Annotated in this window: 8 protein-coding genes; 6 read left to right on the top strand and 2 right to left on the bottom strand. The window is 50.4% G+C overall.

What is annotated here, in order from left to right:
* Nucleotides 1-553: 553 nt before the first annotated feature.
* Together ACO0LG_RS22145 and ACO0LG_RS22140 are read left to right on the top strand one after the other, a co-directional pair.
* Nucleotides 554-3,373 (top strand): beta strand repeat-containing protein, encoded by a 2,820-nt coding sequence (locus ACO0LG_RS22145; protein ID WP_423029723.1) that lies wholly within the window; start codon nucleotides 554-556, stop codon nucleotides 3,371-3,373.
* A gap of 97 nt (nucleotides 3,374-3,470) precedes the next feature.
* Nucleotides 3,471-4,613, top strand: a complete 1,143-nt coding sequence (locus tag ACO0LG_RS22140) for an OmpA family protein (RefSeq protein ID WP_423029722.1) — start codon at nucleotides 3,471-3,473, stop codon at nucleotides 4,611-4,613.
* A gap of 96 nt (nucleotides 4,614-4,709) precedes the next feature.
* Here ACO0LG_RS22140 and glnE read toward each other — a convergent pair whose 3' ends face one another.
* The gene (glnE, locus tag ACO0LG_RS22135) at nucleotides 4,710-7,439 is read right to left on the bottom strand and encodes a bifunctional [glutamate--ammonia ligase]-adenylyl-L-tyrosine phosphorylase/[glutamate--ammonia-ligase] adenylyltransferase (RefSeq protein ID WP_423029721.1); all 2,730 of its coding nucleotides are present in this window, start codon (nucleotides 7,437-7,439) and stop codon (nucleotides 4,710-4,712) included.
* Between the two features lie 188 nt (nucleotides 7,440-7,627).
* On the bottom strand, nucleotides 7,628-7,768 hold the full coding sequence (locus ACO0LG_RS22130) for a hypothetical protein (protein WP_423029720.1): 141 nt from the start codon (nucleotides 7,766-7,768) through the stop codon (nucleotides 7,628-7,630).
* A 31-nt stretch (nucleotides 7,769-7,799) separates the two neighbouring features.
* Here ACO0LG_RS22130 and ACO0LG_RS22125 point away from each other — a divergent pair, with 31 nt between their 5' ends.
* The 4 genes from ACO0LG_RS22125 to bcsQ all read left to right on the top strand — a co-directional run bounded on the left by ACO0LG_RS22125 (nucleotide 7,800) and on the right by bcsQ (nucleotide 15,265).
* Nucleotides 7,800-11,978, top strand: coding sequence for a YhdP family protein (locus ACO0LG_RS22125; protein WP_423029719.1), 4,179 nt, complete (start codon nucleotides 7,800-7,802; stop codon nucleotides 11,976-11,978).
* 60 nt (nucleotides 11,979-12,038) lie between these two features.
* On the top strand, nucleotides 12,039-12,833 hold the full coding sequence (locus tag ACO0LG_RS22120; protein ID WP_423029718.1) for a carbon-nitrogen hydrolase family protein: 795 nt from the start codon (nucleotides 12,039-12,041) through the stop codon (nucleotides 12,831-12,833).
* A gap of 160 nt (nucleotides 12,834-12,993) precedes the next feature.
* On the top strand, nucleotides 12,994-14,454 hold the full coding sequence (gene tldD / locus ACO0LG_RS22115; RefSeq protein WP_423029717.1) for a metalloprotease TldD: 1,461 nt from the start codon (nucleotides 12,994-12,996) through the stop codon (nucleotides 14,452-14,454).
* 43 nt (nucleotides 14,455-14,497) lie between these two features.
* Nucleotides 14,498-15,265: a cellulose biosynthesis protein BcsQ gene (gene bcsQ / locus ACO0LG_RS22110; RefSeq protein WP_423029716.1), complete on the top strand. Its 768-nt coding sequence runs from the start codon at nucleotides 14,498-14,500 to the stop codon at nucleotides 15,263-15,265.
* Nucleotides 15,266-15,573: the final 308 nt, after the last annotated feature.

Here is a 15,573-nt window from a genome sequence, read left to right as displayed (position 1 = left end):
CATAGGCTTGCTGGGTCATGCACCTGATCAGGCGACCTTTGAGGCATTGCTGGCACAGTCTGGCACGGATGTAGTCACGCTGATCGGGCAGTTTATCAATTCGCCTGAGTATCTGGCGCGCTTCATGGCCTGAGCTGCACTCGTCAACATGCAAAGCCGCCTGGGAAAATTCCCCGGCGGCTTTTTTATTTGATGCACGTAAGAAAGTATCATCATCAGAGCATTATTCCAAAATCGAAAATGCTCATCACTGTTGTTTAAAAATGCAATTAAAAATTCAATAGCTTATTGGTGCGCTATCGCACAGATAGCGTACGTGAAAAGAGAGATAAGAGATGCTTGATACCTTACTCAAGCAGAAATTGCCTGGTCAATCTGTCAAAGCTGGACGGATAAAGACTGCCTCCCTCATGTGAAATCAATGAAACCAATGAATACTATCCTGGTTATTCATTTCACCTCAAGGTCGCTTTCTGAAATATGAAAGAAGCACCGTATTGCGGCCACACCGAAATTACTCGGCACCGGTTTCACCTGATAAAAAAAGGCAAAAATGAACATCCTACAGCGTTACCTGAGGCCGCTTGCGTGCGTCTCCGCCATGCTCATCACATCATTCGTTGCAGGTTGCGGCGGTGGTGACCAAGGCCGTGATCCAATTTTGGGATTGCCATCGACCACTCTTTCGACTCTCACTGTTAGTCCCGCCACTGCCACCGTAGCAATTGGAGGTATGCAACAATTTGTGGCTACGGCGACATTTGCAGACGGTGTTTCCCGTGATGTCACGACGACTTCTGTGTGGAGTTCTGGCAGCCCTGCGGTGGCTAGTGTCGTCGTTGATACTGGTGTTGCCAAAGGTCTGGTGAGTGGATCGGCAATTATTACTGCCAGCTTCGGTGGCAAACTTGCTTCTGCTAGCTTGGCAGTCTCGCCAGCGTCCCTGCAGTCGATCAGCCTGCTTCCGACAAATCCTTCTTTAGCGGTTGGTGGCAAGCAGCAATTCTCGGCGATGGGGACTTACTCTGATGGCACCACCAGTGACATTACAGCAATCTCCAGCTTTACATCGGCAACGCCTGCATCGGCCACGATCAGCAGCACAGGATTGGCGACAGGTGTCGCAGTCGGTTCATCTGTCATTACGGTAGTCTCAGGCGCACGGACGGCAACGACCTTGCTGACCGTGACGCCGGCAAGTTTGCTCTCTATCGCATTGACGCCAGCTAATCCGGCCATGCAAATAGGCACGACGCAACAACTGACTTCTACTGCCAAATATTCAGATGGTAGCAGTGTGAATGTGACCGCAACAACCAGTTTCAGTTCTGCCACACCTGCCAATGCAACGGTCTCCACTATTGCAGCCAGTAATGGTCTGGTGACTGCAATCGCTACGGGTTCCTCTGTTATTACAGCAACGTTCAATGGCATGAGTACAACAACGACCATCAATGTCAGCTCTGCTGTGTTGCTTACTATTACCGTGGTACCACCTAATGCGAATGTTGCCGTTGGTAGTACCCAGCAATTTGTCGCCAGTGGCGGTTATTCTGACGGAACTACAGCAAACATCAGCAATGGCGTGACCTGGGCGACCAGCTCACCTTTAGTTGCAACTGTCTTGCCAAATGGTCTGGCTACTGCTGTGGCTACCGGCCCTGCATTGATCACAGCAACGCTGGGTGGTAAAACAGGCTCTGCCTCATTGACTGTCGTACCTGCTGTTACTTTGAACTCTATTGCGATTACACCCTTAACGGCAAATCTGACGGTAGGTTCTACCCAGGCATTCGTAGCGATTGGTACCTACTCTGATAGTAGCAATGTCAATATCACGAATTTGGTTACCTGGAGTTCTGGCAGCAGCTCAGTTGCAAGCATATTGTCGACCGGCGTAGCTACAGGTGTGGCGACAGGTACATCAGTCATCACAGCGAGTTTGAATGCGAAGTCTGCGACAGCCACACTTACCGTCGTATCCAGCCCGGCCCTGACTTCGATTTCCATTGCCGCACCGCCAGCGAGTTTGCTTGTTGGCGCAACACAGAATCTGGTCGCAACAGGTAATTACTCAGATGGCAGTACCGCCAATATTACTAACAGCATCACTTGGAGTTCTGGTGCAAGTACGATTGCAACGGTAAATGCAAGTGGGCTGGTGACTGCAGTCTCTCCTGGTACTACACCTGTTGTAGCGATATCTGGCACTAAATCTACTTCAGTAACGATTAATGTGTTGCCCGTCGCAACGTTGAATTCCATCACCGTGACCCCAGCCTCGCCAAGCATCGCTGTCAATGGCGCACAGAGTCTGGTCGCTACGGGTAGCTTTGCAGATGGCAGCAGCCTTAACATCAGCAATTCTGTCACCTGGGCTTCCGCCAATACGGCAGTTGCCTCGGTATCAGCAACGGGAGTTGCCAATGGCTTGTCTGGTGGTACGGCGGCTATTACCGCCAGTTTTGCGGGCAAGCTGGGTAGTGCCAGCGTAACAGTCACGTCGGCTGTTACTCTGACCGGCATTACGCTTGCGCCAGTCAATGGCTCAGTACCTGTTGGATCATTGCAGCAATTTACGGCGACCGGCACTTACTCAAACGGCACAAGCAATAACATCAGTAGCACAGTAAGCTGGAATTCAAGTGTAAGTAGTGTCGCCAGTATCTCATCCACTGGACAAGCTTCGGCACTTGCAGCAGGTGTGACAAATATCACGGCGACGCAAGGTGTTCAGACAGCAAGTACCAGTTTTACCGTGACAGCTGCACCAGTGGCAAGTATCAATCTTGGTAGTGCAGCCAGTTTCGGCGTATTAGCAGGGGCATCGATTACCAATAACTCTGGTGGCATTACCTTGGTAAGTGGTGACGTAGGTTCACCATCGCAAACGGTTGATCCGGTGCAGGCTGCAGGTTTTAGTAACTACAAATCCGGCGCAATATTGAACACTGCATTGGCCGACTTGCAAGTCGCCATTGCTGATGCGAATAGCCGCACCTGCACTGTCAATTCGGCCAGCGGTATTGATCTGGGTGGGCAAACCTTTACGCCTGGTGTGTATTGCTATGCAGGCGCGATTACCATCACCGGTACTTTCACGATGAATGGTCCTGGTCTATATCTGTTCCGCAGTAGTTCTACTTTAAATACGACTGCGAATTCCATCGTTGCTTTAAGCGGGGGCGCGGTAGCAAACAGCGTGTTCTGGGTACCTGTATCAGCAACAACCCTCGGTGCAAACAGCGTGTTCAAGGGAACTATCATGGGGCAGTCTGCCGCCATCACGATGGGCGATACTGCGACCTTGCAAAACGGAAGAGTCTTGTCGGGCAGTTCTGTGACGCTTAGAAATAATGTGATTGCACGTTAAACACACATAAATAGCTGAAAGAGTTCCCAATGAACTCTTTCAATAAATGATTCAATAAATGATTCAATAAATTCGGCAAACTCATCAGGAGAAAAATATGGCACTGCCAAAAAAAATAGTCACACTTAACTTGTTCGCTTGTGCACTTCTTGCCAGTCAACTGGCGCAAGCTGATGAACCATGGACCAACCAGGATTGGGCAGATAATGCGTGGTATCTGGGTGTGGGTGCTGGACGTGCAAACACCAGCATTGACAAAGACAGAATAGTACGTAGCCTGATGGACAATGGTGCTAGTTCTGTGACATTCGGATCAAACGAGCGTGATACCGCTTTCAAGCTTTTTATGGGCAAGCAAATGAATCGGTATTTTGCCATCGAAGCAGGCTACTTTGATCTTGGCAAGTTTGGATTCAATGCAATTACCACACCGCCAGGAGCTATCAACGGTGAAGTGGGCTTTCGCGGTTTTAATCTGGATCTGGTAGGACAGTTGCCATTGTCCGAGCATTTTTCATTGCTGGGACGCGTAGGTGCGAATTACGCCAGGGCTGATGCGCATTTCAGCGGTAATCGCCTATTTGCGATCACTGATCCCAATCCGACTGAGAAAAAATTGAATCCCAAAGTAGGTGTTGGCCTGGAATATAAATTTACGCAAGCCTTGGCGATGCGCGGTGAAGCAGAAAGATACCGTGTCAACGATGCGGTACATAATCGTGGCGACGTGGATTTTTATTCTGTCAGCCTCGTCTATAAGTTTGGCAAGCCAGCTTATGCAAGGCCGGTAGCCTATACAGCGCCGCCAGTACCTGTGATGCAGCAAGATCCCATACCCGTTACTGTTGCGCAGAGTCCACCTGCGCCACCGAGACCACAACCGGTGTCTGAAAAAATCACTTTCAATGCAGAAGCCTTGTTTGACTTTGATAAATCCGTGGTCAAACCACAAGGCAAACAGGCGCTGGATGAGTTATTGAATAAGCTGCAAGGCATGAATACCGAAGTGATGATTACCGTTGGTCACACTGATTCGGTAGGTAGCGATCAATATAATCAGAAATTATCTATACGCCGTGCCGAAGCAGTAAAAGCTTATCTGGTGATCAAAGGTATTGACACTACCCGCGTGTATACCGAAGGCAAGGGCGAAACCCAGCCGATTGCAGATAACAAGACGAGTGAAGGTCGTTCCAAAAACCGTCGTGTGACTGTGGAAGTTGTTGGTTCACGTCGCTAGCAGAAAATAAGAGGATATCTTTATCCGCCTTATAAAAATTGCTTAAAAAATGTCGCTCAGAATATAAACTGAGCGGCATTTTTTTGTTCTGCTGGATTAAGAGAACAGGCTATCCCATAAAGCTTTGGTCGCATCTGCTTCTTTGCTGACTCTTTCACCTTCCACCCTGGCGCGGTCTTCACCTTGCAGCCGTATGCCATGCTGCAATTTACGGAATAAGCGATAAGCATCTGATACCTGATTAGCCAGTTGCAAATCAATCAGGCCCAGCTCACCACAACGTTTTAATAAGGCGATATTGCCTTTATTGGCGGTTAATTCAGGATACTGGTTTGCATATTTCAATACCAGAAATTGCACGATGAATTCTATATCTATCATGCCACCCACATCCTGTTTGAGATCAAACAGGTCGCTGCGATTGATATTCGCGTCATGCATTTTTTTGCGCATGCCGATGACTTCAGTACGCAATTTCTCTATATCTCTTTGCTGGCGCAGGACTTGTTCGCGTATCTGTTCAAACTGCGCACCTATGCTGACATCGCCTGCGCAAAAGCGGGCGCGTGTCAGTGCCTGATGCTCCCATAGCCAGGCAGATTTTTCCTGGTAACGGGCAAAGGAAGAAACTGAGGACACCAGCAAGCCACTGGCACCGTCAGGACGCAAGGCAATATCAATATCGAACAAAATACCTGCTGGCGTGTGGCAAGTCATCCAGGTAATGAAGCGCTGCGCCAGTTTGGCATAATTGGCAGGTGCGTCCTGGTCTTCATCTTCATACAGGAAGATCACGTCAAGGTCGGAGGCATAGCCCAGTTCCTTGCCACCTTGCTTGCCATAAGCGATTACCGCAAAGCTGGGTTCCACTTTGTGTCTGGTAGCGATAGTTTGCCAGGCAGATTGCAAGACAGCATCGACGATGATGTCAGCCAGTTGCGAGAGTTCATCGGCCAGATGTTCTACGCTGAGTTGGCCTTCCAAGTCTTGCGCCAATAAGCGAAATTGCATGGCATGGTGCATTTCACGCAGGGTTTCCATCTGTCTTTCGGTGTCGCCTGCGTGTTGCGCCAGATGCTGTTGCAAATCCCGGCGAAATGCTGGCCAGTCCGGGCGTTGATGGAGTGACGACTCATCCAGTAATTCATCAAGCAACAAGGGGTGGCGGGTAAGAAATTTGGCCGCCCAGTCAGATGCCGCCATCATGCGTATCACTCTTGCCAAAGCATGCGGGTATTCAGTCAATAGCGCGAGGTAAGCTGCGCGGCGGGCAATGGCTTCCATGAAGTCGAGCAGGCGGTTCCAGGCTTGTAATTGATTGCTGCTTTGTCTGGCGATAATGTTCAGAGCATTGTTGACCAGTGCCACCAGTTTCATGCGGCTGGCTTCAGACAGGGATTGCACCTTGGGCGATTGCCAGGTGGCCTGCAAGCGCTGGCTGAATGCTGCGGCATCTTGCGATGAAAACTCCAGACCAGTCAGATGCGCGGCGATCAATTCTTCGCTGTCGGGGCTGGACAGGCTGACTGCCAGCATGCCCTGTTCATTCTCACTATTATTTTCGGCCTTGTCGCGGAAGATGGCATCAAACTGATCGGCGATGAATTCACGGTGAGGACGCAACTGGTCCAGTAGTTCTGCGACGCTGGCGCAGCCCATCATCTGCGCTATCCTCAACTGGTCCTCATCCCTGGCCGGGAAGGTATGGGTCTGTGCATCATCCAGATATTGCAGTCTATGTTCGAGATTGCGCAAAAAGGTGTAGGAGTCCAGCAGTTTGTCTACGATAGGGGCATCCATGATGCCTTTTTCCGCCAGGGTCTGCAAAGTCAGGCGGGTGGAGCGTTCACGCAAGCTGGCATCACGGCCACCGCGTATCAGTTGGAAAACCTGTGCCAGAAATTCCACCTCACGTATGCCACCACGTCCAAGCTTGACGTTATTGCTGCGCTCTGGATGTTTGGTTTCCTGGCGCACGACTTCAGCGCGAATCTGCGCATGCATGGAGCGTAAGGAATCAATCGCACCATAATCAAGATAACGACGATAGACGAAAGGACGGATGATTTTTTCCAGCGCGGCGATATCGTCGGCATTACCTGTCATCGCTCTAGCCTTGACCCAGGCATAACGCTCCCATTCTCGACCCTGTATCAGGAAATACTCTTCTATCATATTGAAGCTGGCGACCAGCGGGCCAGATGCGCCATTTGGGCGCAGGGCCATATCGACACGGAAGCTATAACCATCTTCTGTCACTTCAGATATGGCAGCGATGAGTTTTTTACCCAGGCGGCTGAAATACTCATGGTTGGACAGGCTGCGCTGGCTGGAGTCTGTGGTTTGAGTTTCGCCGTCTTCGGCGTAGCAAAAAATCAAATCTATATCAGAAGAGACGTTGAGTTCATAGCCACCCAGTTTGCCCATGCCAAGTACGATCATCGCTTGTTGCGTGCCACTTTCTTCCCCGATGGGAATACCATGCATGGCTTGCATTTCGGCGTTTATGGCTTGCAAATGCTGTTGCACGACAAAATCAGCAAACAGACTGATCGTCGTAATAACTTCATTGAGATCGGCCTGGCCACACAAGTCACGTTTGATCACGGTGCAAACCACCAATTTGCGCAAGCGGCGCATGGCTTTGTTAATAGTGGCACCTGCGTATATTTCTTTTTGTAAAAACTGCGCAAAATGGGCCGGGCTCAAGGATAATTCAGAAACTTGCTGTAACTGAGCATTTCGGCTGGTATCTGCTTCCATGCAATGAATAAAAAAGCGGGAGGCCTGGAGAATTTCGGCGTTCATGCTGGTGCTTGCGGTCATAATGGGGTTGTAATAAAGCTGAAATGGACAGATATGGTCAGTGCTGTGATTGATTTTAAGCGATAAGAGCCAGGCAAGGTGGTATTGGCTGCCAGGACTATGCAAGCAGCAGCAAATAAATTTATACTCCTTGGGAGTATAAAAATGAAGTGAATGAGTGAGTTAAGCTGGATTGCGGTGGGAGTTATTTAAATAGCAATGATGGTGATCTGTTGAGCAACCAGCATGTTAATAATTCCGGGCTTGTTTTGCTGATATTTTTCGGCATGTGAGGATTTGCGCAAGAAGAATGAAGCTTGCTCATTTGCAAGCGCATGGTTTTTGCGCAAGTCTTACTTACAAATAAATTAAACATTAGCAATGACACAAGTAGATCAAGAGAACATTGCTAACACCGCAGTCAAGGACGACGAGCCTGGTCATTTTTGGCGGTTCTGTCGCTTTACCTGGCGGACTTGCGATAAAAGCCTGCGTTTCACGCTCAGGTTGATATTGGCATTGTATTTCCTGTTTTGCATACTGGTGCTGGTATTGCGGTATGTCATATTACCCAATGTAGATAGGTACAAGCCTGATATCGAACAGGCTATTTCAAACTCTCTGGGGCGGCAATTACAGATTTCCAGTTTGCGCGCCTCCTGGCAGGGCCTCAATCCGCAATTGATGCTGGAAAATGTCGTGTTGCGTGACAAGCAGGGTGGTGCTGCACTGGTTTTGCCAGAGGTTTCAGCAACTATGTCCTGGTGGACCCTGGCAGTTGCAGATTTGCGGTTTGAACGTATCGTCATCAATCAGCCTTCCCTTGATATACAGAGGGATGCGGATGGCAAAATCTATGTAGGTGGTTTTCATATTGACCCTGCTGCTGAAAGCAAGGGGCAGGGTCTGGATTGGGTGCTGGCCCAGCATGAAGTCTTGATACGCAAGGGCTCCGTACGCTGGACAGATAAAATGCGCAATGCGGCAGAGCTGAAATTGCCGGATGTGAATTTTCTCTTGCAAAACCAGTGGCGCAATCACAGGTTTGCCCTCAAGGCAACGCCTGATGCCAGCCTGTCTGCGCCTTTGGACATAAGGGGCGATTTCCAGCACCCGGTTTTTGCCAAAAAGATTTCAGACTTTTCTTTATGGACCGGCGATCTGTATGCCGACCTGCGCCGTACTGATCTGGCTGCATTAAAAGCCTACATAGACTACCCGGCCGATGTCAAGAAGGCCTCCGGCTCGGTGCGTGCCTGGCTACGCCTGGACAAGGGCAGGCTGGCAGATCTGACGGCAGACTTGAGCCTGGCGGATGTGCTAGGCAAGTTCCGCGCTGACCTGCCTGAGCTGGACATGGCCCTGGTCAGTGGGCGCCTCGTCGCCAGCGAAACCCAGACTTCTACTCACAAGTTCCTGGCGGCCCTGATGGGCAAGGCTGGTCATAGTGTCTCACTCGTCAATTTTTCCATGCGCACCCGCGAGGGCCAGCAATTACCAGTGACCACCATCAAGGAAACATTTACCCCCGGTGATAAAGGCCAGCCCGAAAAGGTCGAGTTATACGCCAGTACGCTGGATTTACAGACCTTGGCTAATTTTGCTGAGCACCTGCCTTTGCCAGCCGACCAAAGGCAGATGATGCTGGATTTTGCGCCCAAAGGGCAACTCCAGGACTTCACTGCCAAATGGCAGGGTACCTATCCTGATGTGTCGTCTTACAGTGTGAAAGGGCAGTTCATCAACTTGTCGATGACGGCGCAGCCAGCACAACTGGCTAGAGTCAGGACCGCCACGTCCCCGGCAAAAGCGGCTGTGCCTGCGATACCTGGATTTGAAAACCTGTCGGGCAGCCTGGAGGCCAATGACAAGGGTGGTAGTTTCGTGCTGGATTCCAAAAACCTGTCCTTGCGCTTGTCTAGTTATTTTGTTGATCCTCTCATGCCGTTTTCAAGCCTGAATATGCATGCGCAGTGGCAGTTTGTCGAGCAGGACAAGCTGGTTTTCCAGATTCATAAAATGGAAGCACAACAAGAAGGCATGCACGCCGTCTTGTCCGGCAAACACATCATGTCCATGCGTCATGGTGCCGATGCCCACCCGGGTGAGGTGGATTTGACCGGCAGTATTACGGGCTTCGATTTGAAGCAGCTTGACCGTTACATTCCTGCTGCTGCAGAAGAGCATTTACGGCACTGGCTGCTGAACTCCATACTTGAAGGCAAGGCTAATGATGTCAGCGTGCGCATACGGGGTGATCTCGCACATTTTCCATTCCATACTACGGACGGCAAGAAAAACCACAAGGGTGAATTCCTGATCAAGGGTAGCCTGGCTGGTGCCAAACTCGATTTTTCTGCTGGTGCCCAGAATGAAGAGGGCAAACCCTTGTGGCCAGTCATTGAAGACATCAAGGGGGGCTTTGTTTTTGATAAAGCCAGGATGGAGATTACTGGCGACACAGCCAAGACCCTGGGTGTCGATCTGAAAAAGGTCAAGGCGATTATTCCTGACTTGTCGCAGCATGGTGCCATCCTGAGTATTGATGGTGCAGTCAGTGGTAGTCTGCAAAATATGCTGGCGTATGTGGGGGCGAGCCCGGTCAGTGGCTGGCTGGGGCATTTTCTCAAGGAAGCCAAAACCTCGGCACCTGCTGCCTTGCAGCTCAAATTGCAATTGCCCTTACAGCATTTGATAGAGTCAAAAGTCCTCGGTATTTTGCAGTTTTCTAATAATGACGTGGTATTACAACCTGGTATTCCCCAGGTAACGGGCTTGAATGGCAAACTGGAGTTCAATGAAACAGGAGTCAACCTCGGGACATTGAGAGGCATGGCGCTTGGTGGCCCGGTACAGATTACTGGCGGCTCGCAAAAAGATAACAGCGTTAAAGTCAGGCTCGATGGTACCGTCACTGCTGATGGCATACGCAAGATCATCCCCGTCAGTATGGTCGATAAAATGGCTGACCGTGTCAGTGGTGCCAGTCGTTATACGGCCAGCATCCATGTCAAAAAACGGCAGCCAGAAATCATCGTCGATTCAACGATGGCGGGCATGTCCCTGAATTTTCCTGCGCCTTTGAAAAAGACCAGCGCAGAACTCATGCCTTTGCACTTTGAGCTGTTACCACAGGCAGGCATGGATGCGCAAACCTTGCGTGATGAAATTCGCGTCAGTCTTGGCAACTCCATCAATACCAGATATGCGCGGCAAAAACAGGGCAGTGGTCCATGGCAAGTAGTACGTGGTGGCATAGGCGTCAATGCGCCCGCACCAGAGCCGGATAGCGGTTTGAATGCCAATATAGAATTCAAGTCCCTGAACATAGACGAGTGGCGACGCCTGATGGCGCCAGCGTCTGCGAGCCAGCAGGCCAATGCCGCCGGTGCAGAAAGGGATAGTGCCGAAGTTGATTTGTCGCCTTACCTGGAACCGAGCACGGTCGCTGTCAGGACGCCGCAATTGAATATCATGGGCAAGCAGCTGGAAAATGTCATTGTTGGCGTTTCCCGTCAAAATAAAACCTGGCAAGCCAATATTCAATCCAATCAGGTAGCCGGTTACCTGACCTGGAATGAAGGAGCAGGTGGGCAAGCCTTGAGCAGTGTCACAGCACGCCTGAGTAATCTCATCATTCCTCAGTCGGCAGCTGCGGATGTCAGTGAGTTGCTGGAAGGGAAAAATACGACGACGCAAATTCCTGGACTGGACATCGTTGCTGAAAACTTTGAGTTGTTCAATAAAAAGCTTGGGCGTCTGGAACTGCAGGCAGTTAATCAACTCGTCAGCCAGGGCAATGGGCGTGAGTGGCAGATCAATAGGCTGCTGTTGAGAAATCCTGATGCAGACTTTTATGCCACTGGTAAATGGGCCAGTCAGGGTGGCGATGGACGTACCCAACTCAATTATGTGCTGGATATCGCAAATTCAGGCAAGCTATTGGAACGTCTGGGTTTTGCCGATGTCTTGCGTGGTGGTAAAGGTAAACTTGAAGGCGATGTGCAATGGAATGGCCTGCCTTTTGCGATGGACATACCTAGCATGAGTGGACAGGTCAAGATGGTACTTGCCAGTGGGCAATTCTTAAAGGTAGATCCAGGGGCCGCGAAACTGCTGGGCGTGTTGAGCCTGCAATCCTTGCCGCGCCGCCTGACACTGGATTTCCGTGATGTGTTTTCTGATGGTTTTGCCTTTGATTCCATCGCAGGTATTGCCCATATACAGCAAGGTGTGGCAAAAACCGATAACCTGAAGATGCTGGGCGTCAATGCGACTGTGTTGCTGGAAGGGAATGCTGATCTGGTCAGAGAAGCTCAGGACCTGCATGTGACCGTCATTCCTGTGGTGAATGTGGGTACGGCGTCAGTTGTTTATGGTCTTGCGGTGAATCCGGTCATCGGCCTTGGCACCTTTCTTGCTCAATTATTTTTGAAAGAACCTTTGAGCAGGGCATTTACGTTTGAGTACAAAGTCAGTGGTTCATGGAAAGAACCAACAGTGACTAAAGTTGAAAGCCGTGACAATCCGTCGGCGATCAAGGCGGCAAGCAAGCCTTGAGTATGGCGGGAATGGAGCCATGTGCTCTGTGACGGTAACATACTGATAAAAGAGGGTGATATGAAGATAGCAGCAATACAAATGATATCCACGCCCGTGCTGGCAGAGAACATGGCAACTGCCAGACGCCTGTTGCAGGAAGCGGCAGCCTCAGGCGCAAAATTATTATTACTGCCTGAATACTGGCCCCTGATGGGCTTGCAGGAAACCGATAAGGTAGATATTGCCGAGCCAGTAGGGCAGGGGCCCATGCAGGCCATGATGGCCGGAATGGCAGGTACTCTGGGTGTCTGGCTCATCGGTGGCACTATCCCTCTGCAGGCAACTGAACCTGGCAAGGTCTTGAATACGACCCTGGTCTATGATCCTCAAGGCAAGCAGATCGCACGCTACGACAAAATTCATTTGTTTGGATTCAGCAAAGGTGAGGAGTCGTATGAAGAGGCGCGCACTATCGTCGCCGGTAATCAGGTCAGTAGCTTTGATGCAGGTTTTGGCAAAGTGGCGCTGTCTATCTGTTATGACTTGCGTTTCCCCGAATTATTCCGCGCGCTGGGAACTTGCTCCCTGATCGTTGTGCCTGCTGCATTTACCTATACGACAGGCCAGGCGCACTGGGAAATACTTTTACGTGCGCGCGCCATAGAAAACCAGTGTTATGTGCTGGCTTGTGGTCAGGGCGGCAAGCATGTGAATGGCCGCCGTACCTGGGGACATAGCATGCTGATTGACCCTTGGGGCAAGGTCTTGACCGTACTGGAAGAGGGGGAGGGCATCGTCAGTGGTGAGATTGATGAAAGCCTGATTGCCAGCATACGCGAAAGTTTGCCAGCATTGCGCCATCGCAAGTTATGAAGTCTGTGGATGCCTGGACTGGAGTAAGCTGACAATCAGCGTAGTGAGCAGACCAGAGAATCCCGCAGATGCTCTACAATGTCAGTGTGTGCGCCTGTGTTTTGCAAGAATCTTGCAAATAATGTGCGCTAATTTAATTGCAGTGTAAATAATTTATTCTATGACCCCATTTGATCCCGCCATGAGCCACCTCGCTATCGCACGCGATATTTTGCTGACCCCATTTGGACTTGATGAAGCCAAACTCAGCAAGGTGCTGGGCAGCATGTTCACTCATAAAGTCGATTATGCTGATCTGTATTTCCAGTTCACCCGCAATGAAGGCTGGAGTCTGGAAGAGGGTATTGTCAAGACGGGCAGTTTTTCTATCGACCAGGGTGTGGGGGTACGTGCCGTCTCTGGCGATAAAACCGCATTTTCTTACTCTGATGAAATATCTGAGCAAGCCTTGTCCGATGCCGCCAAGGCAACCCGTACGATTGCCCGTCAAGGCACAGGCAAAATCCAGGTAGCATCCAGTCTAAAAGGTCTGGATAACCGCTCACTGTATTTGCGTGACGATCCCTTGCATTCGATGGATGCCAATCAAAAAGTCCAGTTGCTGGAGAAAATAGAGAAAATCGCCAGAGCCAAGGACCCGCGCATAGTACAAGTCATGGCCAGCATGGCCGGTGAATATGATGTGGTGTTGGTGGCACGCAGTGACGGTGTGATCGCTGGCGACATCCGTCCTTTGGTACGGGTGTCGCTGACTGTCATTGCGGAACAAAACGGTCGTCGTGAAATGGGCTCCAGCGGTGGTGGCGGCCGTTATGATTATTCCTATTTTACCGATGCTTTGCTGGAGCAATATGCAGATGAAGCTGTGAAATCAGCACTGGTAAATCTTGATGCACGCCCAGCTCCGGCAGGCCCCATGACCGTGGTACTCGGCCCTGGATGGCCAGGTGTACTGTTGCATGAAGCGATAGGCCATGGTCTGGAGGGTGACTTTAACCGCAAGGGTTCAAGCACTTTCTCTGGCCGCATAGGTGAGCGTGTTGCAGCCAAAGGCGTGACTGTGGTTGATGATGGCACCATGCTGAACCGCCGTGGCTCCTTGAATATGGATGATGAGGGCAATCCTACCCAGTGCACGACACTGATAGAAGACGGCATCCTCAAAGGCTATATCCAAGACACCATGAATGCGCGCCTCATGAAAATGCCGGTGACTGGTAATGCCCGTCGCGAATCCTTTGCCCATTTGCCCATGCCGCGCATGACCAACACTTATATGCTGGCCGGTGACAAGGATCCTGAAGAAATTCTCGCATCTGTTAAAAATGGTCTCTACGCTGTCAACTTTGGCGGTGGTCAGGTCGATATAACGAACGGTAAGTTCGTTTTTTCAGCCAGTGAGGCCTATATGATAGAAAACGGCAAAGTCACCTATCCAGTCAAGGGTGCAACCCTGATAGGCAATGGCCCTGAAGTATTGAATCATGTCAGCATGATAGGCAATGACCTGCGCCTTGACTCAGGCATCGGTGTCTGTGGCAAGGAAGGGCAGAGTTTGCCGGTAGGCGTTGGTCAGCCCAGCCTGCGCATAGAAGGCCTGACAGTTGGGGGCACTGCCTGATGGGCTGTGGCTATCCATGTATTGACACGCCGGGGTTGCCCACATGATAGTGATTGCCATCGTCTCTGCAAAAGGAGGGGTCGGCAAGACCACGATCACTGCCAATCTGGGTGTCGGTTTTGCGCAGCGCGGGTTTCCTGTCACTGTTGTTGATCTTGATCCGCAAAACGCCATGCAGTGGCATCTTGGTGGATTGGAGCAAGGTGAGACAAATGGTATCAGCCTCATGACGGCAGCGCGCGCCAAACTGATGGATGCATGTTATACAAGCCAGTTTGGCTTGAACTTTGTCCCTTTTGGTAATGGCGGCGAAAAACAGCGCATGCGCTTTGAAGACATGCTCGAGCAACAAGAGCCCTGGCTGCGCAAAAAACTGCAGGCGGCGAAATTGCCAGCTAATGCCATTGTTTTACTGGATACACCGCCTGGACCCTCTGTTTACCTGAAGCAGGCCATCCACGCCGCGGATTTTTTACTGGTAGTAGTGCTGGCGGATGCCGCTTCCTATTCCACTTTGCCAGAGATGGAAGAATTGATTTCCACCTATGGTCATAGAAGCCAGGCTGACGTTGGGTCAGCTTATATCGTTAACCAGGGTTCAAACCGGCAACTGGCGCAGGACGTCGTTGCCCTGATTGCCGACAGGCTGGGCGAGCGTATGGTTCCCTTCATCGTTCAGGAAAGTCCACAAGTCGAGGAAGCGCTCGCCTTCGAGCGTCCAGTACTCGAATACAAGCCCGATAATCCTGCGTCATTAAGCATACAAAAAATCATAGACTGGTTGCTGGCCGGATTAAAGAGCGAGCGCTGAGAGTCCCATTTCTTGATCAGGCCGCATATCAAAGAGAATGTCGGCGGATCACAACTAATCACAGTCCGCAGTTTTCAAGAAGTGGTTCTTGTGCAGTAATTGCCTGACGCCTTATTTTGCAGCACTACTGACGCAAAAAATAATAAAAAGCGGTTTTTACCCTGCAATTGTGAAAATGGTTTGCAAATTAATTAAATTTTTATAAATGCTTGGTCTTATTATTAATTGTTGACAATTCACCATTCATATAGGCTGGACTAGCGATAAAGACGAGTGGTAAAGTCGCAACGAATCAACACTCTCTATGA

The sequence above is a fragment of the Undibacterium sp. Ji42W genome (genome assembly GCF_049340405.1).
Classification (GTDB): Bacteria; Pseudomonadota; Gammaproteobacteria; order Burkholderiales; family Burkholderiaceae_D; genus Undibacterium.
Note: the sequence above shows the minus strand (reverse complement) of the source record. Positions and strands in the feature narration are given on the sequence as shown.